The 24,534-nt window shown below is 56.4% G+C and carries 20 protein-coding genes and 1 pseudogene; 9 read left to right on the plus strand and 12 right to left on the minus strand.

What is annotated here, in order from left to right; all coding sequences use genetic code 11:
- Positions 1-185 precede the first annotated feature (185 nt).
- Positions 186-632, minus strand: a complete 447-nt coding sequence (locus SJY13_RS22320; protein WP_377194476.1) for a hypothetical protein — start codon at positions 630-632, stop codon at positions 186-188.
- Between the two features lie 275 nt (positions 633-907).
- On the opposite strand from SJY13_RS22320, the gene SJY13_RS22325 reads away from it, so the two are divergent.
- The 3 genes and pseudogenes from SJY13_RS22325 (at position 908) to SJY13_RS22335 (ending at position 4,921) form a co-directional block, all read left to right on the plus strand.
- A complete protein-coding gene (locus SJY13_RS22325; protein ID WP_377194478.1) occupies positions 908-1,381 on the plus strand; it encodes a hypothetical protein in 474 nt (157 codons plus the stop codon).
- A gap of 267 nt (positions 1,382-1,648) precedes the next feature.
- Positions 1,649-3,118 (plus strand): pyridoxal phosphate-dependent decarboxylase family protein, encoded by a 1,470-nt coding sequence (locus tag SJY13_RS22330; RefSeq protein ID WP_377194480.1) that lies wholly within the window; start codon positions 1,649-1,651, stop codon positions 3,116-3,118.
- 459 nt (positions 3,119-3,577) lie between these two features.
- Positions 3,578-4,921, plus strand: a pseudogene (locus SJY13_RS22335) (efflux RND transporter permease subunit).
- Positions 4,922-5,033: 112 nt separating this feature from the next.
- Here SJY13_RS22335 and SJY13_RS22340 read toward each other — a convergent pair.
- The 9 genes from SJY13_RS22340 to glyA all read right to left on the minus strand — a co-directional run bounded on the left by SJY13_RS22340 (position 5,034) and on the right by glyA (position 16,216).
- Entirely contained in the window at positions 5,034-6,050 is a 1,017-nt protein-coding gene (locus SJY13_RS22340) for a helix-turn-helix domain-containing protein (RefSeq protein WP_377194482.1), read from the minus strand.
- A 92-nt stretch (positions 6,051-6,142) separates the two neighbouring features.
- Positions 6,143-8,998, minus strand: a complete 2,856-nt coding sequence (gene gcvP / locus SJY13_RS22345; RefSeq protein WP_377192351.1) for an aminomethyl-transferring glycine dehydrogenase — start codon at positions 8,996-8,998, stop codon at positions 6,143-6,145.
- A 172-nt stretch (positions 8,999-9,170) separates the two neighbouring features.
- Positions 9,171-9,536, minus strand: a complete 366-nt coding sequence (gene gcvH, locus SJY13_RS22350; protein ID WP_085824926.1) for a glycine cleavage system protein GcvH — start codon at positions 9,534-9,536, stop codon at positions 9,171-9,173.
- Positions 9,537-9,554: 18 nt separating this feature from the next.
- Positions 9,555-10,649 carry a glycine cleavage system aminomethyltransferase GcvT gene (gene gcvT, locus SJY13_RS22355; protein ID WP_377194484.1) on the minus strand — a complete coding sequence of 365 codons (1,095 nt, stop codon included), beginning with the start codon at positions 10,647-10,649 and terminating at the stop codon, positions 9,555-9,557.
- A gap of 16 nt (positions 10,650-10,665) precedes the next feature.
- On the minus strand, positions 10,666-11,088 hold the full coding sequence (locus tag SJY13_RS22360; RefSeq protein ID WP_377194486.1) for a universal stress protein: 423 nt from the start codon (positions 11,086-11,088) through the stop codon (positions 10,666-10,668).
- A gap of 79 nt (positions 11,089-11,167) precedes the next feature.
- The gene (locus tag SJY13_RS22365) at positions 11,168-12,586 is read right to left on the minus strand and encodes an alanine/glycine:cation symporter family protein (RefSeq protein ID WP_085824699.1); all 1,419 of its coding nucleotides are present in this window, start codon (positions 12,584-12,586) and stop codon (positions 11,168-11,170) included.
- Positions 12,587-12,611: 25 nt separating this feature from the next.
- On the minus strand, positions 12,612-13,556 hold the full coding sequence (gene lipA / locus SJY13_RS22370) for a lipoyl synthase (protein ID WP_377194488.1): 945 nt from the start codon (positions 13,554-13,556) through the stop codon (positions 12,612-12,614).
- A 14-nt stretch (positions 13,557-13,570) separates the two neighbouring features.
- Positions 13,571-14,953, minus strand: coding sequence for a dihydrolipoyl dehydrogenase (lpdA, locus tag SJY13_RS22375; protein ID WP_377194490.1), 1,383 nt, complete (start codon positions 14,951-14,953; stop codon positions 13,571-13,573).
- A gap of 9 nt (positions 14,954-14,962) precedes the next feature.
- Positions 14,963-16,216 (minus strand): serine hydroxymethyltransferase, encoded by a 1,254-nt coding sequence (glyA, locus tag SJY13_RS22380; RefSeq protein WP_377194492.1) that lies wholly within the window; start codon positions 16,214-16,216, stop codon positions 14,963-14,965.
- Positions 16,217-16,362: 146 nt separating this feature from the next.
- Between glyA and SJY13_RS22385 the strand changes: the two genes are divergently transcribed.
- The 5 genes from SJY13_RS22385 (at position 16,363) to SJY13_RS22405 (ending at position 21,685) form a co-directional block, all read left to right on the plus strand.
- Positions 16,363-16,968 carry a helix-turn-helix domain-containing protein gene (locus tag SJY13_RS22385; RefSeq protein ID WP_377194494.1) on the plus strand — a complete coding sequence of 202 codons (606 nt, stop codon included), beginning with the start codon at positions 16,363-16,365 and terminating at the stop codon, positions 16,966-16,968.
- A 184-nt stretch (positions 16,969-17,152) separates the two neighbouring features.
- Complete coding sequence (locus tag SJY13_RS22390) at positions 17,153-17,845, plus strand: phosphatidylserine decarboxylase (RefSeq protein WP_377194496.1); 693 nt, start codon at positions 17,153-17,155, stop codon at positions 17,843-17,845.
- A gap of 3 nt (positions 17,846-17,848) precedes the next feature.
- Positions 17,849-18,586 (plus strand): CDP-diacylglycerol--serine O-phosphatidyltransferase, encoded by a 738-nt coding sequence (gene pssA, locus SJY13_RS22395; protein ID WP_377194498.1) that lies wholly within the window; start codon positions 17,849-17,851, stop codon positions 18,584-18,586.
- Between the two features lie 17 nt (positions 18,587-18,603).
- Positions 18,604-19,227: a class I SAM-dependent methyltransferase gene (locus tag SJY13_RS22400; RefSeq protein WP_377194500.1), complete on the plus strand. Its 624-nt coding sequence runs from the start codon at positions 18,604-18,606 to the stop codon at positions 19,225-19,227.
- A gap of 259 nt (positions 19,228-19,486) precedes the next feature.
- Positions 19,487-21,685: a hypothetical protein gene (locus SJY13_RS22405; protein WP_377194502.1), complete on the plus strand. Its 2,199-nt coding sequence runs from the start codon at positions 19,487-19,489 to the stop codon at positions 21,683-21,685.
- Positions 21,686-21,800: 115 nt separating this feature from the next.
- Here SJY13_RS22405 and SJY13_RS22410 read toward each other — a convergent pair whose 3' ends face one another.
- Positions 21,801-22,664, minus strand: coding sequence for a sugar phosphate isomerase/epimerase family protein (locus SJY13_RS22410; RefSeq protein ID WP_377194504.1), 864 nt, complete (start codon positions 22,662-22,664; stop codon positions 21,801-21,803).
- A gap of 486 nt (positions 22,665-23,150) precedes the next feature.
- On the opposite strand from SJY13_RS22410, the gene SJY13_RS22415 reads away from it, so the two are divergent.
- On the plus strand, positions 23,151-23,570 hold the full coding sequence (locus SJY13_RS22415; protein WP_085824690.1) for a hypothetical protein: 420 nt from the start codon (positions 23,151-23,153) through the stop codon (positions 23,568-23,570).
- A 184-nt stretch (positions 23,571-23,754) separates the two neighbouring features.
- Here SJY13_RS22415 and SJY13_RS22420 read toward each other — a convergent pair whose 3' ends face one another.
- Positions 23,755-24,525: an SDR family NAD(P)-dependent oxidoreductase gene (locus tag SJY13_RS22420; RefSeq protein ID WP_377194506.1), complete on the minus strand. Its 771-nt coding sequence runs from the start codon at positions 24,523-24,525 to the stop codon at positions 23,755-23,757.
- Positions 24,526-24,534 lie beyond the last annotated feature (9 nt).

Genomic DNA, 24,534 nt, shown 5'->3' on the forward strand with positions numbered 1-24,534 from the left:
CGCTGAGTGTCTGGAATGGGCCGTCCTCAATTGGCTGGAACCGTGACCCTGAATTGGATGCTGCGGTGACCCTAACGACCACCAGTAGCCCCTAGGCTGTCAGATTAAATTCAACTGTGCAACGCAGCAATTCGAAAACACGATCACTTGAGTTCGCTCGACAATAAATACGCGTATGCGAATTTTCAGATAACTGAAATCACAAAAGCAACTCCGACCAGTGCCGTCAGCAAGGCTGCGATCCGCCAAGGTGTTCTTACGCCAGTCGCCCTCTCAACTTCACGAGGGAAAAAAGCGGAAAAACTGCCAGCGACAAGAGCGCCGCCTAGGATTGCCAGTTTTGCCCATAGTAGGTCGTTCGAAACGCCAAATAGCGTAAGCATGGCCAAAACAATCCCGAGTGACAAAAAACCACCGCCCATCACTTTGTAAAGGGCACCAAGTATTCGCAGAGTTGCTTCGCTGAGTTCGTCGTTTTTGGTGATTTCAGCGTGATAGTCCAAAGGAGGTTCTGCTCGGACGTATTTTAATCCCATTGCCAATACGCCGAAGGACGCTACGAGGTAAAGAATGACACTGAGAAAATGCATTTTGTTCGACCTCGATATTGATTTAGGAGCGGCAATCGGCATGTGTGCTTATTACACAACTGGTCCAACTCCCGCGAGAACAAAGGTAAACTGGGTCTACTCCGTTGCGTTTGTTGGCCACAAACATCGACTTCGTCCACACTCCTGACATTACTGGCGTCTGAACTGTCCCGATGAACTACCGAAACCGTCGAATGGCTGGCCTGAGCCCAACTCGACATTCCATTAGCGCTTTACCCCTTACACCATAAGTGGTCGGCCACTAGAGTTTTGCTGATTGTAAATGCTTCGAAGGCCCTTAAGATGAGCGGCATTATTTGGAGAACCAAATGAGAGCCCTACGGATTAGCCTGCTTTTGGCGACACTCGGTGTTGCCGCCAGTGCTGACGAGCAACGCATCGAGATCAACAATGTCTACCCTCTAAACCAAGAGAACTTTGACCTTGGTGATCACATTTTTCACCTAACGGACAATACGGGTGGTTTCGAAGTAATTGAGGGTCCAATGGATGACGGGCCTGCCAGATGTTTGGGTTCGGGATTTGGATTTGAAGACGGCACCAACTCAATCAATGGAATATGCGTTTTCGGTGAAGGTGATGACACTTTTATCATGCGATGGAAGGCCGGGGAAAAAGGCGAGGCAAACACTTGGGAAATCGTCACCGGGACGGGGCGCTACGAAGGGATGACTGGCAGCGGTATCGCGACAACAGATATCGCTTCAGCATACCAAGCGCTGCCCCTGAGGCGAACTCATATTGTCGGAACCGTGGAAATCCCTGACTAAGACGGCAGCGGTTTTAGAAACTGTATAGTTTCGATTGGTCTCGAACTATTTCGATCTTAAGTGGCTTTTGCGGCTTGGTCTCAATCTTCCCAGGATCACTTGCATTAGTGCGGCGTACGTCCGCTTAGTCCCGCGTTGCTGACCTTGATGCCGTCTGAACCGACCCGATGACCTATTGAAACCGACAGATGACCGGTTTGAGCCCAAAGCAGACACACCTTTGCAAATTTTTGTACTCCAGTTACTCTTTTCCGATTGGAGGACGCCATGAAAGAAGATAATCGACCCAAGATTGAAGAAGGCCTCGATCCACCAGATTGGGCGGCCCTTCATTCGACGGCGCACCAGATTATCGACGATGCGATTTCTCATGTACGTGACGTCCGCGACCGTCCACTTTGGCAGGAAATGCCCGCCGCTGTTCGCAAAGCTTACGCCGGACCATTACCGCTCGAGTCGAAAGCTCTCAACGATGTTTATGCGGAACTAAGATCAAACCTCCTTCCTTATCCGATGGGCAACATTCATCCACGGTTTTGGATGTGGTACATGGGTTCAGGTAGTTTCAGCGGTGCATTGGGAGAATTTCTAGCGGCGATTGATGGGTCCAACCTCGGAGGCGGCAATTTCGCAGGTGCGCTGATGGATGGCCAAGTTACAAATTGGCTAAAAGAGATGATGGGCTTCCCTGAAACAGCGAGCGGAACATTGGTCAGCGGCGGTTCAATGGCCAACATTGTAGGGCTTACAGTGGCGCGCAACGCCATGGCCGGAATTGATATTCGATCGGACGGAGTAGCTGCGATTGAGCAGCCACTATCATACTACGCTTCGGACCAGGCCCATAGCTGTCACCAGAAGGCTGTCGAGCTTTTGGGGCTTGGGAACAAAGCATTGCGTCGCGTGCCTTCGGATGCAGCTTTGTGCATGGACTTGGCGGAACTTAGAAAACAGATAATAGAAGATCGCAATGCAGGCCGCCTACCTGCTTGCGTGATAGCGACAGCAGGCACAGTGAATACTGGGGCAATCGACGACGTGAAAGCGATCCGGCAATTGTGCGACGAAGAGGGTCTCTGGCTACACGTTGATGGATGTATCGGTGCCCTGATGTCAATTGCACCTGAGAACAGACACCTTGTGGACGGCATCGGAGACGCTGATTCATTGGCACTCGATCCTCACAAATGGCTGCATGTGCCATTTGAGGCTGGCTGTGCGTTAATCAAGGACGCGGCCCTGCATAGGGACGCTTTCGCGGTTCACCCCGAATACCTTGAAGAAAAACCTCGCGGCATCGCAGCAGCAGAATATCTTCAGGACTACAATCTTCAGACTTCTCGTGGCTTCAGGGCACTGAAAGTATGGCTAACACTGAAGGAACATGGCGTTGCGAAATTCGGGCGGTTAATTGACCAGAATATTGCACAGGCCCGCTACCTGACTGGAATGGTGAATGAAGATGCCGAGCTAGAACTGGTCGCGCCTACGACAGTCAACATTGTTTGCTTTCGCTTCAAGCCTGCCGAATTGGCTGACGATGCGTTGGAGGCTTTGAATACAGAGATCATGATCCGCCTTCAGGAAAGCGGTACCGCGGCAGTATCGGATACAACCGTCAAAGGGCGTCATTGTTTGCGAGCCGCTATATGCAATCACAGGACAAGAATAAGCGATCTCGAGTTGTTGCTACAGGAAATTAAATCTGTTGGTTCAGAAGTTTTAGAGAACGGTTAATCGAATTGAGGAGGCAGTAACGCTTTGGAGATCGTACGAACGAGATTGAAAATCAAGTTTCTACCAAAGGTCAGCTTCGTCCGCAATGTGTGAATTCGTTAGCAGTTAAATTATGCGCTTGCAGCGAATGACCGCAAAGCGGGCTGCGCCCGCAGAATCTTGCCTGAGTACTCAATGTTCGGAAAGGGCCGTCCTCGTGTCAGTTTTAGCGGGGCAGGGGGCTTTGCTGCAACGGCACCGAGGTCAGAAACGAGCCCAAGCCTCCGATAGGCCGCAAGTCGCACATGCCGTATCAAATGCGCCAGAAGCGGCCATTCAAATTACTAAAACGCTCGGTATGGATTTGAATTTTAACTCAGCAAAATGATTGCTCTGTCTGACGTCAGCACCTATGGGTTCAAATAGCTGCATTTGATAAGGGAGAGTTTCTGGCTCATCGTAACCACTGAGGAGTGGGACATGAGAAAGACAACAAGACGCCCTGGCGTGGGAAATGTATCCGTCGTGTCCGGGGCAAGCATCCTGGCTGGTGGCCGCTCAAATGCAGGTATGGCGATTGTCGCGCTTAAACCCTGGGATCAACGGAAAACACCGGGTCTCCAAATGGGCGCGATCCTGCGAAGCCTCGACCGCCAACTGGCGACCCTGCCAGAGGCCGAAAGCTATGTGTTTCCTTTCCCGACTATTCACGGGCTGGGATCGACGGGGGGCATATCGGTCGAGTTGCTGGATTTGCACGGCGGAGACAGCGGCAAGTTGTATTCGGTCATGAATGCGTTCGTAACGGCGTTGAACGCAGCGCCTGAGTTTGTGCGTGCAAACGGCAATTTCGCGGGACAGACCCCTCAGTACAGGCTAACGGTTGATCGCGATAGGGCCGAGACCCTGGGTGTGAGTGTCTCCGATATATTTGCCGCTCTGCAGGCCAATCTCAGCTCGTATTACGTGGATAACTTCATCTTGTCCGAGCGGGTGTACTAGGTGGTTATTTCAGCCGACGCTGAGTTTCGGCAAACGCTTGATGACGTGGACAATATCTACGTCAAGAACGCGTCCGGCGACACGTTGCCACTGCGTGATTTTGTTAGCAGTGAACCCGTATTGGCCCCGGATTCAATTCCGCGATACAACCTTTTCACAGCTGCGTCGGTCAGCGCACAACTGGCCGAGGGGGTAAGTTCCGGAGATGGAATTCAGGGCGTGCAAGCGATTGCTGACAAAACCTTGCCAGTCGGGTTTCGGATCGAATGGGCGGGCGTAACCCAGCAAGAGGTCAAATCGCAGGGTCAGGTGGCCTACATCATGCTCTCTGCCGTCCTACTGGCCTACCTGTTTCTGGTGGTTTTGTATGAAAGCTGGATATTGCCCCTGTCGATTGTCACCTCAACAGTCTTTGCCCTTTTGGGTGCGCTTATCCCTCTGGCGTTGTTGCCTTTCCTGACAAGCAATATCTTCGCGCAGGTCGGGATGGTTCTATTGATTGGGTTGGCTGTTAAGAAGGCAATTTTGGTGGTTGAGTTTGCCAATCAACAACGCGAAAGCGGAGCAAGTACCCGTGACGCTGCCCTCAAAGCAGCCGAAGTCCGATTCCGACCGGTTACTATGACGGGTCTTTGTTTCATCATCGGCGTGCTTCCCCTGGTTCTGTCCAGCGGCGCTGGAGCTGCCGCGCGCGTGTCTATAGCTTTTCCCGTGCTATTTGGCATGGTTCTGGACAGCACGCTGGGTCTGCTTATGATCCCAGTGCTGTATGCTGTGTTTCAATCACTCTGCGAACGGCTTGCCAAAATCGGCCTTCGCTGAGTTGGCGTTGTCTGCGATGTCGTTGTTACATGACTACCGGTGACGGGATGTTAAAGCGCATCAGGGGTCGCTACTTGTTGAAAATTTGGCGCGTCACTTATCAAAGCTCTGTTTAGAATTGAGTGTGTTTTGCCTTCAGCGTGCCGTCTTTTCCATGAAAGCGCTGAGTTCGAATATTTTCCGGCCGCGTATTGTAGTGCTCGAAAAAAGCGCGCGCCAATGCGACGCTTGAGGAAAAGCCGGTCGCTACTGAGATTTCAATCTGGGTCATGTCAGTGAGTCGCAAAAGGCTATGCGCGCGTTCTAGGCGAAGTTCCTTGTAAGTTGCTAACAGCTTTGTACCCGTCTTTTTCAGAAATTGACGTTGAAGCTGACGCGTTGATGTTTTCACTTTTGCAGCCAGATCAGAAATCCTTATTGGATCTTCAATATTGTCCAGCATTGTATCCAAGACGCGCAGGATCAACTGATCTCCTTTTGCGCGACGTACCAAACGGGTCGCCAATTGGCTTTCGTGTTTGTACTGCGGTTCCGACAGTCCGATATAGGCGCGCAAAAGATCCGCCAGATGCTCGCCATGGTCAATTGACACGAACTCGGACAACAGTTTTAGCGCGCTCAGCCTAGTGGCCGCACTGTGCGCACTCCCCTCGAACGCCAGACTGGTTCCGCGGCCGCAGCTTGTGATCCCATTTTCGAGTGCTGCGGCTTTGAAGTTAGGGTGAACTGCCACTGCCGTTTGGTCCGCGCGCCGAAGTCTTGCCAGCACGAAAATAGCACCACCTACGAGGATGGATCTGGGCGATTGGCTTAGTACCTGCGAAGCCCAGGTTTTGTGCGGACCATTCAAGCTCCAGGTGTTTTCAAGATCACCCCAGAAAATTGCTGTGCGACCTGACCAGTACATTGGTCCACCCGCTGGTTGTTCGGTTGGTACACAAAGATTGACAACATAGGTGTGATCTTCAATCAGAGTGTTCAAAGCCCGATAGAATTCAATGACCACTTCGGCAGACGCTTTTTCATTCTCGTCGCTTAGGATGACTTCTATGTGTTTTAGCCTTCCTGGTTTCGAAGGCCGTGAGTCGACCGGGCAAAGTTTGGGGTTTCCAAGGACATAGTGTTTCATTGTTCCTCAAACGGCTAGGTACGGGTGGTACATGAAACGGGACGAACCCAGGTTTGCAGGCCCCCCCGCCTGTTGGCGGGGGGGTATTGTGTTTACTCTGCGGCGTCTTGGTATTCTGACATTGGGGGGCATGTGCAGATTAGGTTTCTGTCTCCGTATGCGTTGTCGACGCGGTTTACGGGGGACCAGTATTTGTCGACGCCCATCGAGCCCGGGGGGAAGCAGGCCTGTTCGCGGCTGTAAGGCCGGTCCCAGTCGCCGACCAGATCGCGCACCGTGTGTGGGGCGTTTTTCAGCGGGTTGTTCTCGGCATCGATCTTGCCGTCGATGATGTCCTGCGCTTCCGAGCGGATCGACAGCATGGCGTCGCAGAAGCGGTCCAGCTCATCCTTGGGTTCCGATTCCGTGGGCTCGACCATCAGGGTTCCGGCCACCGGCCAGCTCATGGTCGGCGCGTGGAAGCCGCTATCGACCAGACGTTTGGCGATGTCGTCGACGCTGACATGGGCGGCCTCGTCCAGGGGTCTTGTGTCCAGAATGCACTCATGCGCCACCCGACCTGTCTCGGACGTGTAGAGGATCGGATAGGCCTCAGCCAGCCGCGCGGCGATGTAGTTGGCGTTCAGGATTGCCACCTTGGTGGCCTGGGTCAGGCCAGCGCCGCCCATCAGCAGCACATAAGCCCAGCTGACCGGCAGAATGGACGGCGAGCCGAAGGGCGCCGCCGAGACCGGACCCACGGCACTGCCGTATTCCGGGTGGCCGGGCAGGTGTTCGATCAGATGCGCCTTGACGCCGATCGGACCCATGCCGGGGCCGCCGCCGCCATGCGGGATGCAGAAGGTCTTGTGCAGGTTCAGGTGGCTGACGTCACCGCCAATGTCCCCGGGGCGCGACAGGCCCACCATGGCGTTCATGTTGGCGCCATCGATATAGACCTGGCCGCCATGGTCATGGGTGATCTGGCAGACCTCCTGCACGGTGGTCTCGAACACGCCATGGGTCGACGGGTAGGTGATCATGCAGGCGGCCAGATGATCGGAATGTTTTTCCGCCTTAGCGCGGAAGTCATTCAGATCAATGTTGCCCTTGTCATCCGCCTGCACCGGCACCACCTGCCAGCCCACCATCTGCGCCGAGGCCGGGTTGGTGCCATGCGCCGAGGTTGGGATCAGGCAGACATTGCGGTGCCCTTCGCCGCGCGCAAAGTGGTAATTGCGGATGCTCAGCAGCCCCGCATATTCCCCCTGCGCGCCCGAGTTGGGTTGCTGGGAGATCGCGTCATAACCGGTGATCTGGCACAGCTTGTCGTTCAGATCGTCGATCATCTCATGATAACCCTGCGCCTGATCCTGCGGGCAGAACGGGTGCAGATTGCCGAACTCGGGCCAGGTGACCGGGATCATCTCGATCGTCGCGTTCAGCTTCATGGTGCACGATCCCAGCGGGATCATCGCGCGATCCAAAGCGAGATCACGGTCGGCCAGACGGCGCATGTACCGCGTGATCTCGGCCTCGGCCCGGTTCTTGTGGAAGATCGGATGGGTCAGGTATTCGCTTTCGCGCAGGGCGTAATCGGGCAGGCGGTACAGCTTGTTGGAACTGTCATCAGCCTTGTCGATGCCAAAAGCGCCCCAGACGGCCTCGATGGTCTCGGGGCGGGTCTGTTCGTCCAGGCTGATGCCGACACGGCTGGTCCCCACCTTGCGCAGGTTGACGCCCCGGGCCACGGCGGCCTCCATCACCACGCTCTGCAGGTGGCCGACCTCAACCGTGATGGTGTCAAAGAACACCTCCGGCTCAACCGCAAAGCCTGCCTCTTCCAGACCGGCGGCCAGGCGCGAGGTCTTGCGGTGCACTGATTGCGCGATGGCCTTGATGCCATCGGGGCCGTGATAGACGGCATACATCGAGGCAATCACCGCCAGCAGCGCCTGCGCGGTGCAGACGTTGGAATTGGCCTTTTCGCGGCGGATATGCTGTTCACGGGTTTGCAGCGACAGGCGGTAGGCCTTGTTGCCCCGGCTGTCGATGCTGACGCCGATAATCCGGCCCGGCATCGAGCGTTTCAGCTTGTCGGTGGTCGCCATATACGCCGCGTGCGGCCCGCCATACCCCATCGGCACGCCAAAGCGCTGGGTCGATCCGATAGCGATATCCGCGCCCATCTCACCGGGCGATTTCAGCAGCGCCAGCGACAGGATGTCGGCGGCGACGATGGCGATGGCTTTATGTTCGTGCAGCGCCGCGATTTCCGATGTGAAGTCGCGCACATGGCCATGGGTGCCGGGATATTGGAAGATGGCGCCAAACACTGACCCTGCATCCAGTGTGTCCGGATCGGCAACCTGAACGTCGATGCCCAGAGGCTCGGCGCGGGTTTTGATCACCGCGATGGTCTGCGGGTGGCAGTTGCGGTCGACAAAGAAAGCCGCGTTGTTGGCCTTGGACCGGCCACCGCGCTTGGCCATCGCCATCGCCTCCGCCGCCGCAGTCGCTTCGTCCAGAAGCGAGGCGTTGGCCACGTCCAGCCCGGTCAGGTCGCTGACCATGGTCTGGAAGTTCAACAGCGCCTCAAGCCGACCCTGGCTGATCTCGGGCTGATACGGCGTATAGGCGGTGTACCAGGCCGGGTTTTCCAGGATGTTGCGCAGGATCGGCGCCGGCGTGGTGGTGCCATGATAGCCCTGGCCGATCAGCGAGGTCAGAACCTTGTTCTTGCCCGCCACCTGTTTCATGTGAAAGAGCGCATCGCGTTCCGTCATCGCCGGACCCCAGTCCAGCGGGTCTTTCTGCCGGATCGCCGGTGGGACCGTCGCGTCAATCAGCTGGTCCAGCGTCTTGAAGCCAATCACCTTGAGCATGTCGCGCATCTCGGTCGGGCTGGGGCCGATATGGCGGCGATTGGCAAAATCATAGGCTTCGTAGTCGGTCAGTTTGAAGGCCATAGGTAGCGCTCCTGTCGAATAGGTCAGGTCGGGCAGAGACTGCGATAGCCTCCGGCGTGGGGTGAGGGCCGTCCCTGAACCTGTCCGGTGGACAGGTTCAGGCCCAAACGGGCGGAGCCCAATCGGCATCCGCAGTTGAAACGGCGGGTCCGCGCAGGGACCCGGCCAAAGATCAGCCGATCAGGGCCTTGTAGCCGTCCAGATCCATCAGATCTTCCAGCTGCGCCGCGTCCGTGATCTTGATCTTGTAGATCCAGGCCGCGCCTTCGGGGTCGTCGTTCAGCGAGCCGGGATTGTCGGCCAGCGCCTCGTTCACTTCTACGATCTCGCCGTCCACCGGGGCATAAAGCTCGGAGGCCGCCTTGACGGATTCGATCACGCCGATCTCACCGCCTTTTTCGAACTCGTCGCCTGCTTCCTGCTGTTCGACGAAGACCACATCGCCCAGCTGCTCGGCGGCATGTTTGGTGATGCCCAGCGTGGCGGTGTCGCCCTCGACGGTCAGCCATTCATGCTCTTCGGAATAATAGGTTGCCATGGTGTCTCTCTCCTGACTTCAACGCTTGTAATTCTGGGTAACAAAGGGCAGCGCCACGATCTGCGCCGGTTGCGGCTTGCCCCGGATGATCAGGTTCACCTGTTCCCCGGGTTCACCGTGACCGGCAGCGACATAGCCCATCGCCACCGGTCCACCGACCGTGGGGCCAAACCCGCCCGAGGTGATCTGGCCAATCGTGGTGCCATCGCTGCCCTGGATCTCGACGCCCTGACGCGCAGGTGCGCGGCCTGTCGGTTTGATGCCGACCAGCTTTTTGGCGGGGCCTTCGGTGAGTTCTTTTTGGATGCGGTCGGCGCCCGGAAAGCCGCCCTCTTCCTTGCGGCGCTTTTGAATGGCCCAGGCGAGGCTGGCCTCAATCGGCGAGGTGCTCTGGTCGATGTCATTGCCATACAGGCACAGGCCCGCCTCCAGCCGCAGGCTGTCGCGCGCGCCCAGACCGGCCGCTTCGCAATCCTCATGCGCCAGGAAGGCTTTAGAAACTTCGATGGCCTTGTCCTCGGGGATCGAGATCTCGTACCCGTCCTCGCCGGTATAGCCCAGCCGCGAGATGCGGCAGTCCACGCCCAGGATCGGCGCCACAATGGTTTCCATGAACGTCATGTCGCGTGCCGCAGGGCACAGATCGCCCACCACGTTTTCCGCCGCAGGGCCCTGAACCGCAACCAGCGCCCGGTCGAAGATCTCAATCACCTCAACCCCGTCCAGATTGGCGCGCATATGCGGGATGTCCTGATGCCGCAGCGCCGCGTTCACCACCACAAAATAATGATCACCCGCGTTCGACACGATCAGGTCATCCATGATCCCGCCATCCACGTTGGTGAAAAACCCGTACCGCGCCTTGCCGGGCTTCAGCGTCGCATAAGCCTGCGGGCAGATCGCCTCAAGCTTCTCGCCCACATTCTCACCGCGCAGGATCACCTGACCCATATGGCTCACGTCAAACAATGCCGCCTTCTCACGACACTGCGCATGCTCACCCATGATCCCCAAAGGATACTGAACAGGCATCTCCCAGCCCGCAAAATCAACCAGCTTACCACCCAATTCAACATGCAACGAATGCAAAGGGGTGCGTTTAATCTCGGTCATTGTTCCAGCCTTTCGGTTAGCGGGACTGATCGCGCACAACCATAACCGTGCAATGCGCATTGCGCACGACACGAGCGAGGTTCGGGCCAATCTCATAATTCGGGTAATCGCCTTTGGTCGAGGCCATGACGATCAGGTCAAAGCCTTCTTTGTAGGCACATTTCAGGATTTCGCGGTAGACGCTGCCTTCTTCGATATGAATTTCCACATCTTTGGCATCGTTGTGATCTAGAATGACTTGAACGGCCTGACGTACGTGGTCTCTGGCGCCTGCCCCATAGTTGGCGGGCAGGTTCGGCAACTGGATGATCTCGGGAATGACGGACACCGCATGCAGTTCAGCCCCGTAGAACTGGGCCTGTTCCAAAGCAGCCGGAAGCGCCTGTTTCCACGATTTTTCTTCGGTGTGGTCAATGGGCAGAAGGATTTTGGTGGCCATCACACATCTCCTCGAATTTCAACTTTTGTTCCGGAAATCGGAGGGCCAGAGAGGCCCGCCGCAGTCTTTCTGACCGAAGTTATTCGGCGGGTGTGCCGCCGGATTCTTCCGACTTGCCACCGCTGGCAAAGAACTCTTTCGTCAGTTTGAAGACGATCGGGCTCAGCAGCGCCAGGGCGATCAGGTTCGGGATAGCCATCATGGCGTTCAGCGTGTCCGCCAGCAGCCAGACGAAGCCCAGATCCGCTGTTGCGCCGAAATAGATCGCAAGGATCCACAGGATGCGGTAGGGAAGCAGGGATTTGACGCCTAGCAGGAACTCGACACACTTCTCGCCGTAGAACGACCAGCCAAGAATGGTGGTAAAGGCGAAGATCGACAATGCGATGGCGATCAGGTAGCCGCCGATGCCGGGCAGAGTGGTTTCGAATGCCAATGAGGTCAGAGCTGCACCCGAAATTGCCTTGTAACCCTCTGTTTCACCGTTGGCGACAAAGTCGGCAATCGATGCATCGAGCGCCCCGGAGGCGATAATCGCCAGACCAGTGATCGAGCAGACGATGATGGTATCGATGAACGTGCCCAGCATCGCGATAAGGCCCTGGTTGACCGGACCTTTGGTCTCGGCCGCTGCGTGTGCAATCGGGGCAGAACCCAGACCGGCTTCGTTCGAGAACACGCCACGAGCAACACCAAAGCGAATGGCCAGCCATACCGCTGCGCCAGCCGCGCCGCCTTTTGCAGCCCAAGGAGTAAACGCGTAGGTGAATACGTCGCTAATGGCAGCACCGATTGCGCCAATGTTCAAGAGCAGAACCAGCAGACCCGCGACGATGTAGGCAACCGCCATGAACGGAACCAATTTCCCGGCGACCGCACCGATGCGGGTGATACCACCGAGGATTACGGCAGCGGTCAGGACCATCAGGACAATGCCTGTGACCGATTCATTGACGCCGAAATTTGTTTCCAGCACTTGGGCCACGCCGTTGGCCTGAACACCGTTGCCGATGCCAAACGCCGCAATACCGCCAAACAGAGCGAATGCTACGCCCAGCCAGGCCCATTTCGCGCCCAGACCGTTCTTGATGTAATACATCGGGCCGCCGACAAAGTTGCCCAGCTCGTCTTTTTCACGGTATTTCACCGCTAGAACCGCCTCGGCATATTTGGTGGCCATGCCCACCAGGGCGGTCATCCACATCCAGAACAATGCACCCGGACCGCCCAGGAAGACAGCAGTCGCCACACCAGCGATGTTACCCGTACCGATGGTGGCCGACAGCGAGGTCATCAGCGCGTTGAACGGGCTGATCTGCCCTTCGCCCTGGCCTTCACGGCCTGCAAACAACAGCTTGAAGCCGGTGCCGATACGCAGGATCGGCATGAATTTCAGCCCGACCTGCAAGAAGAAGCCGACGCCGAGGATAAGGGCCAGCATCCAAGGGCCCCATACGACGCCATTGATGGCCCCTGTGATTGAAGTTAACGCTTCCATGGATTTCCTCCCAATTGCGTTAGGTTTATGCCCCTGTTGCGAGGGCCCGCTGGCGGGCCTGCTTGAGGGCGGCAAAATCTTCGTCCGCGTGGAACGACGAACGGGTCAGCGGAGTGGCCGACACGTGCAAAAAGCCTTTGGACCGGGCGATCTGTTCCAACTGAGTAAACTCTTCGGGTGTCCAGAACCGGTCGATCGGGTGGTGTTTCGAGGTCGGCTGCAGGTATTGCCCAACAGTCAGGAAATCGACCTGAGCGGCGCGCAGATCATCCATCACCTGCCGCACGTCATTGAGGGTCTCTCCCAGGCCAACCATCAGTCCCGATTTGGTAAACAGTTCCGGATTGGCGCGTTTGGCGTCGTCCAGCAGGCGCAGTGATGCATAATACCGCGCGCCGGGACGCACCGTGGGATACAGGTGCGGAACTGTTTCCAGATTGTGGTTGAATACGTCGGGGGCGGCATCAAAGACCAGATCAGCCGCATCCCCTTTGCCCAGAAAGTCGGGGGTCAGGACTTCTACCGTTGTGCCAGGGTTCTGGTGACGCACAGCACGGATGGTTTGGGCAATATGTTCAGCGCCGCCATCGCGCAGATCGTCCCGGTCAACGCTGGTGATCACCACGTGGCGCAGACCCAGTTTTTTGACCGCCACCGCGACCCGGCCGGGTTCAAATGCGTCCAGCGCATCCGGGCGGCCCGTGGAGACGTTGCAGAAGGAACAGCCACGCGTACAGACCTCGCCCATGATCATCATGGTGGCGTGGCGTTTGGACCAGCATTCACCAATATTGGGGCATGCAGCCTCTTCGCAGACGGTCGCCAGATTGTGGTCGCGCATCAAGCGGCGGGTTTCGTAATATTCCGGTCCCTCGACCTTTTTCCGCCGAATCCACTTGGGTTTGCGCGGAATGGCACTGTCGGGTTTTTTGGCCTTTTCCGGGTGGCGAGGGCGAAGCTGGATGGTCATCTGGCTGATCTCCTTCACGCGTGGATCACACGGCCCATGGCGTCAAGGCAGGCCTCTTTCACCGCCTCGCCCATGGCCGGGTGCGCATGACAGGTTGTGGCGACTTCGGCGACGGTGGCGCCTTTGGTCATGGCCAGCACCAGTTCGGCAATCAGATCGCCGCCATGGGCCCCACAGATATGCGCGCCAAGGATGTTGCCATCGGGATCGGCCAGTACTTTAACGGCACCGTCGGTATCGCCGGTCGAGCGGGCGCGGGAGTTGGCCATGAAGGCGAATTTGCCGACCGTATATTCGGTGCCCGCCTCCTTCAGCGCCTCTTCAGTCAGTCCGACCGAGGCAACCTCGGGGTCGGTGTAGACCACGCCCGGAACGGTGTTGTAATCGAGATGGGCCGCCTCACCGGCCAGCATTTCGACACAGGCGACGCCGTCTTCCTCGGCCTTATGCGCCAGCATCGGGCCGGGGACGCAATCGCCGATGGCGTAGATACCGGGCACAGATGTTTGGAATGTGCCATCAACCTCGATGAAGCCGCGCGCATTCAGGGCAACGCCAAGCGCGTCCAACCCAAGTCCGCGCGTCACTGGGCGGCGACCAACGGCCACCAGAACCTTGTCGGCCTCGATCACTTCTTCTTTGTCCTTGCCGACCCGGTCGACCGTCAGGGTCAACCCGGCATCGGATTTTTCAACGGATTTCAGCGCCCGGCCCAGCTGGAATTTCAGCCCGCGCTTGGAAAGGGCCCGTTGCGCCAGCTTAGCGATCTCACCATCGATACCCGGCAAGACGCGGTCGAGATATTCGACCACCGTGACCTTGGCCCCCAGACGCGCCCAGACTTGACCCAATTCCAGACCGATCACGCCTGCACCGATCACCACCAGATGATCTGGCACGCTGTCCAGCGCAATGGCACCGGTGGAACTCAGGATGTCCTGCTCATCAATCTCGATCCCCGGCAGCGGGGTCGGCTCAGATCCGGTGGCGATCAGGATGTTCTTGGCCGCATGGACCGTATCACCGACTTTGACCTGCCCGGCGGCTGAGATGCTTGCCCAGCCTTCGATCAAGTCCACACCGTTTTTCTTGAACAGAAAGGCGATGCCCTTGGTCAGATCACCGACGATCTTGTCCTTGCGCCCCATCATTGCGGGTACATCGATGCTGGCCCCCCCGACCGAAATACCGTGGGAGGAGAGATGTGCAATCTCGGCATATTTGGCCGAGGAGGTCAGCAACGCTTTGGAGGGTATGCACCCCACGTTCAGACAGGTTCCGCCCAAGGCCCCACGCCCTTCGACGCAGGCAACACTCATTCCCAGTTGGGCGGCACGGATAGCCGCGACATAACCGCCGGGACCACCCCCGATAACGATGAGATCGTAAGCGCTCATAATTAGCCCTCAGTAAATCGGGTGACTTGCGCACAGGGCGCGGACTTTTTCGCGGGTCTCTTTTTCGACTGTCGCATTGCCTTCGGGGGATTGCGCCAAAGCGTCCAGCACATCGCCAATCAGATGGCCGATCTGCTTGAATTCTTCCGGACCGAATCCGCGACTGCATCCGGCAGCAGTGCCCAAACGGACACCACTGGTAACAGTGGGTTTTTCCGGATCACCGGGAACGCTGTTTTTGTTGCAGGTAAAGCCTGCGCGTTCCAGCGCGACCTCGGCATCCTTGCCCTTCACACCAATGGGGCGCAGGTCAACCAGCATCAGGTGGTTTTCTGTCCCGCCCGAGACAATGTCACAGCCGCGCGACATCATCACATTCGCCAGCGCCGATGCGCTGTCGACAACACGCTGCATATAGACCTTGAAGTCGGGTTTCAGCGCCTCGCCAAAGGCCACAGCCTTACCTGCGATCACATGCATCAGCGGGCCGCCTTGAAGACCGGGGAAGACGGCCGAGTTGATCTTCTTTGCCAGTGTTTCGTCATTGGTCAGGATGATGCCGCCGCGGGGGCCACGCAGAGTTTTGTGCGTGGTCGAGGTGACCACATGCGCATGCCCAATGGGCGAGGGGTGCAGGCCGGTTGCAACCAGCCCGGCGATATGGGCCATATCGGCCAGCAACCATGCGCCAACCTCATCCGCGATCTCGCGGAACCGGGCAAAATCGATCTTTTGCGAATAAGCGGATGCTCCGGCAATAATCATCTTGGGTTTTTCTGCCCGCGCCAACGCGGCAACCTGATCATAGTCGATCAGTCCTGCGTCGGTCAGGCCGTATTGAACCGGACGGAACCATTTGCCCGACTGCGCCGGTTTGGCGCCGTGGGTCAGGTGCCCGCCGGCATCCAGGGACATGCCAAGGATCGTATCGCCGGGGCTGAGCAGTGCCAGTTTCACCGCGCCATTGGCCTGAGCCCCCGAATGCGACTGAACATTTGCAAACGCGCAGCCGAACAGCTGTTTCAGGCGAGAGATCGCTTCGGCTTCAACTTCGTCCACGAACTCGCAGCCGCCATAGTATCGGCGACCGGGATAGCCTTCGGCGTATTTATTGGTCAGGACCGAACCTTGCGCATCGATCACGGCCTGTGAGACGATGTTCTCAGAGGCAATAAGCTCAATCTGCTCTGCCTGGCGGGTAGCCTCACGGTTGATCGACGCCGCGATAACCGGATCTGCTTTGGACAACGATGTTTGGAACATTGATCCCTCCTCCTGTTCGAATCCTCGGAACGAAACTTTGTTTCCTATAGTGGAAAACATTCCCTCAGGGCAACATATTTCTCGTATTTGTGAAGTTGCGTGCGTCTGGGGAATTTCTTAGTCTCTGTAAATGAAGGGAGATTTCTGTGATAGATGAGACCCAGAACGTTGTTTCCGGACAGGAAGAGCCGGATGAAGGAGCCGCCTTGGGCCGTTCCATCCGTGATGCGCGCCGCGCCAAAAACTGGACTCTGGAGGAAGCGGGACAGGCCGCGGGGATCGGGCGGTCAACACTTTCGAAGATCGAGAACAATCAGACAAAGCCCAGCTTTGACATCGTGAGACGATTGACACAGGCGCTGGACATGAACACGCCACAACTGTTCCTGCAGTCGGGTCAAGCCGGGATTGCCGGGCGTCGCGATTTCACACCAAAAGGGCAGGGTGAGCTTCAGGATACACCAACCTATCTGCACGAGCTGTTGTGTTCTGAGCTTACCAGCAAACGCATGCTGCCTTACTTGGCCACCATAAAAGCCCGCGATGTATCCGAGTTCGAAACCTGGATCAGACATTCTGGCGAAGAGTTCATGTTCGTCCTGAGTGGCGAGCTTGTATTTGTGTCCGAGCATTATCGCGCGTTGCCCATGAAGACTGGAGATTCCCTATATTACGACAGCGGCATGGGGCATGGCTGTATCTCGACCAGCAAGGAAGACGCCGTCGTGTTGTGGGTGTCGCTTAAATCGTAGGCATTGCGCAATACGGGCTGCCACGCGTTATTTTTCGGAATGAATGGCATCCGAGTGGTGCAAGTTCGATAGGGATCTGAACCCGGCCTGTTGGTGGGATTTCCACCAAGACACCGAAACCCCGTTGTGGACCACGTCGGAACCGGGTTAGGAAGCGACCAGTCACTAACAAAGGGCGACCTGAATGCGGATGCGCGACACTTTTCTGAAGCCAATGCATCCGGAGGGTCGCAAATTTGTTGCGATCTTCGCAGCCATAACGGTGCTGTTCTTCCTTCTGTCAACGGTTCTGGGATGGATCGGTATCGGTGCGACCGTCTGGTGTTACTATTTCTTCCGCGACCCCAAGCGGTCGACGCCGGTGCGAGAGGGGCTGATCGTCAGCCCTGCGGACGGTGTTGTGTCACTGATCGAGCCTGCGGTGCCTCCATCCGAACTTGGGATGCCGGATCAGGCCCTGACCCGCGTCAGCGTGTTTATGAATGTGTTCAACTGCCACGTAAACCGCGCGCCAATCGCCGGGGTGGTTTCAGAAATCAAATACCGGCCCGGAAAATTCTTCAACGCTTCGCTGGACAAGGCTAGCGCTGATAATGAACGCAACAGCCTGTGTATCGAAATGGCCGATGGCCGCCAGATCGCGGTTGTGCAGATAGCGGGTCTTGTTGCGCGGCGAATTGTCTGTTTTGTCGATCCAGGGCAGGGAATTGAAACCGGTGAGCGTTTTGGCCTAATTCGCTTTGGGTCGCGTTTGGATGTCTACTTGCCAGAGGGGGTGCAACCCATGGTCAGCCTTGGCCAAACAATGGTCGCAGGTGAAACCGTTCTGGCCGATCTGGCAGCTGATGAGCCGGCCCGTTCCGCGCGGACCGATTGAAAGATGTCAAAACCCCAGCCAGACCCCACACGTGACCTGCCGGTCATTCATCTCTTGCCCAACCTGATGACAATCACGGCAATCTGTGCCGGGCTGACGGCTATCCGGTTTGGCTATCAGGGCGATTTTGAAACCGCTGTAAAACTGGTGCTTTTGGCTATGGTGCTCGACGGTCTTGATGGCCGCCTCGCACGGCTGATGAACTGTCAAAGCTCGTTTGGAGCAGAGCTGGATTCGTTGGCGGATTTCGTCAATTTTGGGGTCGCGCCGGGATTGATACTGTATTTCTGGGCATTGCACGAATCCAGCGCTGGCTGGCTGGCGGTGCTGGGGTTTGTAATTTGCTGCGTCTTGCGACTGGCTCGTTTCAACGTAAGCAGCAAGGCGGACACAGAAGAAAGCCAAAGCAATTTCTTTGAGGGCGTACCCTCACCAGCGGGCGCGCTACTGGCAATGCTGCCGATGTATGTATCTTTCCTGTTCTCCGATATGCAGTTGGCACCACCAATTTTTGTTGCGGGTTACCTGCTGGCAATTGGGCTTTTGATGATAAGCCGGGTTCCCACATTTTCCTTCAAGAACATCTCAGTGCCTAGTGGCAACGCGAAATTCCTGATGCTGGGGTTTGTTCTTCTGCTGTCGGCCTTGCTTATCTATCTGTGGACGACCCTCGCACTTATTTCGATCACCTACATCGCAAGCCTGGCGCTGGCGTTTCGCGCGGCCCGAAAGTCCACTTAACAAAAGAGGGCAGTCTCTTGGATATCCATGCCGTCAAAACCTCGTATGCCCGCTGGGCGCCAGTTTATGATCGGACGTTTGGCGTCGCGACTAATGTTGGTCGGCAAACCGCGGTGGATTACATCAACGCGCAAAAGGGCACGCAAGTACTGGAGGTTGGGGTTGGAACCGGGCTGGCCTTGCCCTTGTATCGCAACGATCTTCGGGTCACCGGGGTGGATTTCAGCGATGAGATGTTGGCAAAAGCACGAGAAAAGGTTCGGGATCTTGAGCTGACGCAGGTTAATGCTCTTAAACAGATGGATGCCCGTGATCTGCGCTTTGCCGACAATAGTTTCGACGCCGTAGCTGCGATGCATATTGTCTCGGTCGTGCCAGAGCCCGAGCGCGTGGTCGCCGAGATGGCACGTGTGTGCAAACCTGGCGGCAAGATTGTCATAACCAATCATTTTGCGCGCGAAGCCGGGTTTCTTTCTCTGGTCGAACGGATATCAGCCCCGTTTGCAAATGTTCTTGGCTGGCACTCTGACTTCGACATCCAGACAGTTCTGCAGGCGCCAGAATTGCAAATCATCGAAAAAGAGACGCTTCCGCCGATGGGTCTGATGACGTTCCTAGTTCTGCAGAAATCAGTGGGCTGAGCATTGTAGCTGTCGGGTCTTGATTTGCTGTGATGCCCTCTGACCTTCTATTTTTTGAAACTCAACGCCCATTCTGCAATCCAGGTCTTCTAAAACCAATAGACACCAGAGATTGAATCTCGCCAGCCAGGTGCGCGTGGGCTGAGGATTGGCCTCGGCGGGCTTCTGGCTTGTCAGATGCTTATGCAAAAGCCATAGTTCCCTCACGTAAACCACAATGTTGGGTTGTCCAAGGACGTATCTTCAATCCCGTGAGGAGTTGAGCAGTATCGAAACGCCGAAGCACCCGTTCTCACTGGAACTCCTATGGTTCTTGCTGTTCATCGGTTGGGTGCCGATGCTGGCCTCTTACGCGTATGTGTTGGACCCGGTTGCTACGGGCAAAACGGGTGTTCTGACGACGATCACTGACCAGATAACTCTGTACCAACAGCGCGGGTGGGGGCATCCAGCAATAGGCGTTTTGGGAGTGGCGGGGCTGATAGCGGCCGCGCTGGTTGTCAGGATACGGCGATATACGCTGTGGCCAATACCGGTTTTCCTAATTTGGTCGTCGCTGATCTACGCGTTCAACGCAGCAGGTGCGGGCGGGCCAATGGAAATGGCGATACATATTGTATATGCCGCGCTTGCCCTGACATGCACCTATCTGTTCCTGTGCCACGGGCATTTGCTGTCGGCGTCTTTTGTTGGTTTCACGGCGGTCTTGTTTCTGGACGTGGTGACCTCATGGATCGCGCAACTCTTTGGTGCCACACCCGGTGCCAGTTTCCTAGGGGTGCTGTTTCTTGGCTATCAACCCTATTTGGTGAACGCATTATTGTTCCTGACGATCTCGGTGCTTGTGCGCATGCTGTGGTTGATGGTGCGGGACAACCGCCAGTTCATCATAACCTTGCCCAGATCCGAGTTTAAAGCTGCCAGCCTCAGGACATTGCGCCTTTGGTTTCCGGCCTTTGCCTGCTTTGCCGTGTTTGGTGGGTTTTGGTGGGGGCTGGTAAACCTGCTGATCGAACCGCGCATGGTTACCGAAATTGAGGCGCAAATTACCGAACTGGAAAGCACAGCTGTCCGCTGGGTGATCGAAAACGAACCAATGGCACACGACACCCATACGTCGTATGTCGAGCAGTGGTCAGGCGAGTATCCCACCGCAGACCCATTGGAACGGGCCCTCAACCGTTGGTCTGACGTGTATCTGACTTCTGTGCACAAACGCCTAAGTGTGAATCTGACCAAAGTCACGAAAGAGGCGAAAAACGATCTTGCGAAAGTGCCCGGAGCTGTCAACGGCCAGATGAATGCAGCCTTTCCAGAGGATGTCTTACCGTTGCTGGAAGAACCCGGGTGGTGTTTCCCGTTGGACCCGGTTTGCAAGACAAAAGAGTGGATCGTTTCAGGCACAAATCAGATGATGCTGGATGCGCGCAGCGGCGTGATTAAAAGTACCACAGATTTCGCCAAATGCGTCAGCCTCGACGACGATCACCGTGGCCGACCGCGGGACTGCCCCGACGAGATCAATATAGCGGATGACGTCGAAACCGCATCAACCCAAGTTCAGGGCGTTTATCACCAAACCTACATATCCATGCATACGACGACCACGTCGTCAATCACCGGTGGCTTTCGAACATGGCGCAATGTTTCACTGCTGTTGACGGCGTACAGTTTCATCATTCTGCTCAAGACCCTGCTTATCGTTTTCTCACGCGTGATTTTCGCGCCAAACGGCGCAGCAAGTGTGCACGCACAATTCCTGCCTGATGATCCTCCTTCCGTGGCGCCAGTAGTGGCCAATCACGGGCAGCACTACCGTATTCCGACCAGTGCAAAAGATGCGTTTTTCGTTGCCCGATGGGGTGTGACCTTGGAGGGCCCACCCCCCGCGCGGCGACGTCCGTTGGGGCTTCGTATGCCGGTGGCGCGGATTCTCAGTGGCACCTGGGCCATGAACCGTGTTGACGGTGATCGGGCAGGAAATCCCGACGAATTTGATGCAGAATTGAAGGTCGATGAGCCGGCCGAGCTGGTGTCGTGGACCTTGCAAGACGGCGAGCGGGTGATCTTTCGCTTTTCGGACTTCGTCGGAATGAGCGACACGTTGAACATGGGGCGTATATCCAGCCTGGGTATTTCGACATTGATGCTGGGGCGGATGATTTTCTACTATGCTGAAGGCCCCGGAACCTTGATCCTGCGCACCACTGCCGCGGCGCGCCTGACACCCTCGCCCGAGGCCGAAAAACCTGCGCCAATGCCAAAGCTAGTTGCGTGGGGCAGCAGTACAAAATTCAGTATTTTTGCCGCCCTCACAACGATGGATACGTTCCTCAGCGGCTATAACCTGAGAACAGCGCCAGGCGATGCGGTGGTCTGGGACAGTTCAACGCGTCGTGGAGACGGTCCAGGGACCGGAATTTTGCGCTTTATGAAGAGCTTCATACTACCCATCTAAGCGCTGACATTGCGCGTTCGAAGACCTCCGAGATATGGACCTCAAACACCATCTAATCCGGGGCGAACCTGACTCGCTACCGTGAGATGTGATGAAAAAATCAGTCCCTTAGCGATCAGCCAAAATGTGTTCTGAAACGATCAATGCACAGGCGAAATCCGTCTTCGAAGTTGCCGTTTCCAGGGTGATAGACACTTTCGAATGAAACAACACCCTCATAAGCATCCGCTCGCAATGCATCCGCCAGAGGCTGAAACTGATCGGCCAGCTGGCCTTCGCCCATTTGCTTGACGGTCAGTGTCGCACGTGGCGTGTCAACCTGAACATCCTTGATATGAACATGTCCAAGGTAGCCGTCTTTTACCTCGTCATACCCGGCGGGGAAGGCCTGCTCGTGACACCAGCAATTGTTGGCCGGGTCCCAAAGCACCAACAGCGTGTCCTTGGCGTCCAGATCATCGATCAGCTTTCGCGCGGTGTAGTTCGAATTCACCATGGTGCCATTGCCTGTTTCAACAACCAACGTGATGCCGGCGTCCCTGGCGACATCGATGGCTGGCGCGATCAGGGGCAACATCGCATCCCAGGCACCCTTGGCAACGTTCCACTTCTCGGCGCCGCCAAAGCCCCAGAGGATCTGCTCCTTTTTCGGGGTCATGATGCGCACCAGCGGGCTGTTGACCACATGCGCCATATCGATCACGCGCTTCAAAGCGTCCATATGTTTAGTGTGCAATTCATCGCCCGGCTTATTTGCCCCGGTCATTCCTGCAAAGATATGGCGCGACAGGCACGACACAGGCTTTCCCCGGTCGCGAAGCAGTAGGTCAATATCCCTGATTTCATCCGCCGAGTGATCTCCGACCTCTGTGACACCAACGAATTGCAGTTCGGCATATTCCAGGTCAAATTCATCCATCACATCGACGGTGTGTTTCAGGTCTCGGCTGATGCCGTCACAGATGGCGCCAAGTTTCATGTCTTTGTCCTTTCTCAACGATGCAGCTCAGCGCCGGTTAAATACTCAATAACATGGTTGCAGGCCCTGTTGTCACGCTTGGGTCTTTCTGCGTGGCTCGTATGGATGTCCTGCACGACCGCCGAGGCTGGTCGTCCCAGAAACTTGCGATTTGGAGTTATGACTTTCAACGCCGCTGCAAATGATCCCGATGTGGTGTTGAGAACCAGCTAACCCGAGTTGATCGCCGGACTCAAAGCCGAGACAGGTCCCCCTGTTCCTACAAGATCATTGCCAGATCAAAGTGTCGACACAAGGAAAAGAAACCGAACCGCTTCAACTCTTGTGGGTTCCGTTTTTCCCGCCTGATTCCGGAATTGTACTCAAAACAGGCACATTAGCCACGCTGGAAGGCAAAGAATCCATAAGTGAAGCGTTTCACTTTGGAGAGAATTGCCTTGGGGTAGTATGTTTGGAAGGTTGTTAAAGAGTATTGTGAGTTTGTGAATGTATATGTCGAAATTCGACGATCGAAATGACGTCGCAAGTGATAGCCGAAAAACCGAATTCGCGCGGAAGTATCCTTTGTTGGATGATGCCTCTGTTCACGCACAGTGGAAAAATGGCAGCTGGCAGATCACGCGTATAGGGGATATCTGGAGCAGGACCGGCAAGGTGCTCTCTGTTCGTTTCGAAGGCGCTGACGCCTACCCATCGTTTCAGTTTTCCGAAGATGGGACGCCGCTCCCCTTGATGGAAAAAGTGCTGAGCGCTCTGCCGTGTGAAATGTCGCCGTGGCAATGTGCATTCTGGGTGACCTCTCCCAAAAAAGAGCTGGATGGAGAATCCCCGGTCAGTTGCATTCAAACGGGTGATGCCCGCGTGATAGATTTGGCAGGCCGGGCTGGCGCAATCTTTAACAACTAAGAGCGGTCGAGCCCAAGTCGGGGTACCAACGGGCCGCGCGCAGGTCGCGATCTTCCGGCAGGGGTGGCATAATCGTGGGTGCACTACCGTGTTTTGACTGCGAGTGCTTTTGACGCTAAAGGTTGGGCCGTTTGCTCTCAACCTCACTATTCAAGTGCATTTTCCGACGATCACTGCATCCCGATCACGCCAAGGCCCTGACCATGGCGCGAAACAGAGGCCCCGGTAATAGCCCTTGCAATACGTAGAGGCACCGAAATTTCAACGTCTGGACCCGATGCACACGAACTGGCTTATAGGTCGACAGCATTTGGGCAACTTCGGTTGCTACGCCTTCGGGACCCATGTCGATCCCGTGTTTTCGAGCGACCTTCTGCATCGCTTCGGCCTCGATCAGGGGAGTCTTCACGACCGGCGGCCAGATTGCCTGAAACGCGATGCCGTGCTCTTCCCATTCCAGGCTCAGTGCGTCGGTAAGGTGTCGCACAAATCCCTTGGTGGAACTGTAGACGGCCACATTGGGGGCCCCATAGATTGCCGAGACTGAACAGGTGTTGATCAGATGCGTCGGGCCTTGCGTCTTTTGCAGATGCGGGAAAGCCAGATAGGCCCCGTTGACCACCCCTTTGATGTTTACCTCAATTTGACTGTGGTGATCTGCCAGCGGCGCTTCGGCGAAAGCTCCGCCGCGCAGAATGCCCGCATTGTTGCAGACCGCATGGAGCGCGCCGGTCTGCGTGGTGATGTGATCAAACGCGCCACGTAAGGCACTTGCATCGGTGACATCTGCGGCGATTGTTATCACCTGCCCACCCGTCACGGTTTCTGCGGCCGCTTGCAGGGCCTCTACACTCAGGTCGATCATGCCGATAGACCAACCTTCGCGCGCCATGCGCTGCGCGATGGCCAACCCGATACCAGAAGCCGCGCCGGTGATTGCGATTGTCTTTGTCATCTTGTCCCC

The sequence above is a fragment of the Ruegeria meonggei genome (assembly GCF_042768335.1).
Taxonomy (GTDB): Bacteria; Pseudomonadota; Alphaproteobacteria; order Rhodobacterales; family Rhodobacteraceae; genus Ruegeria; species Ruegeria meonggei.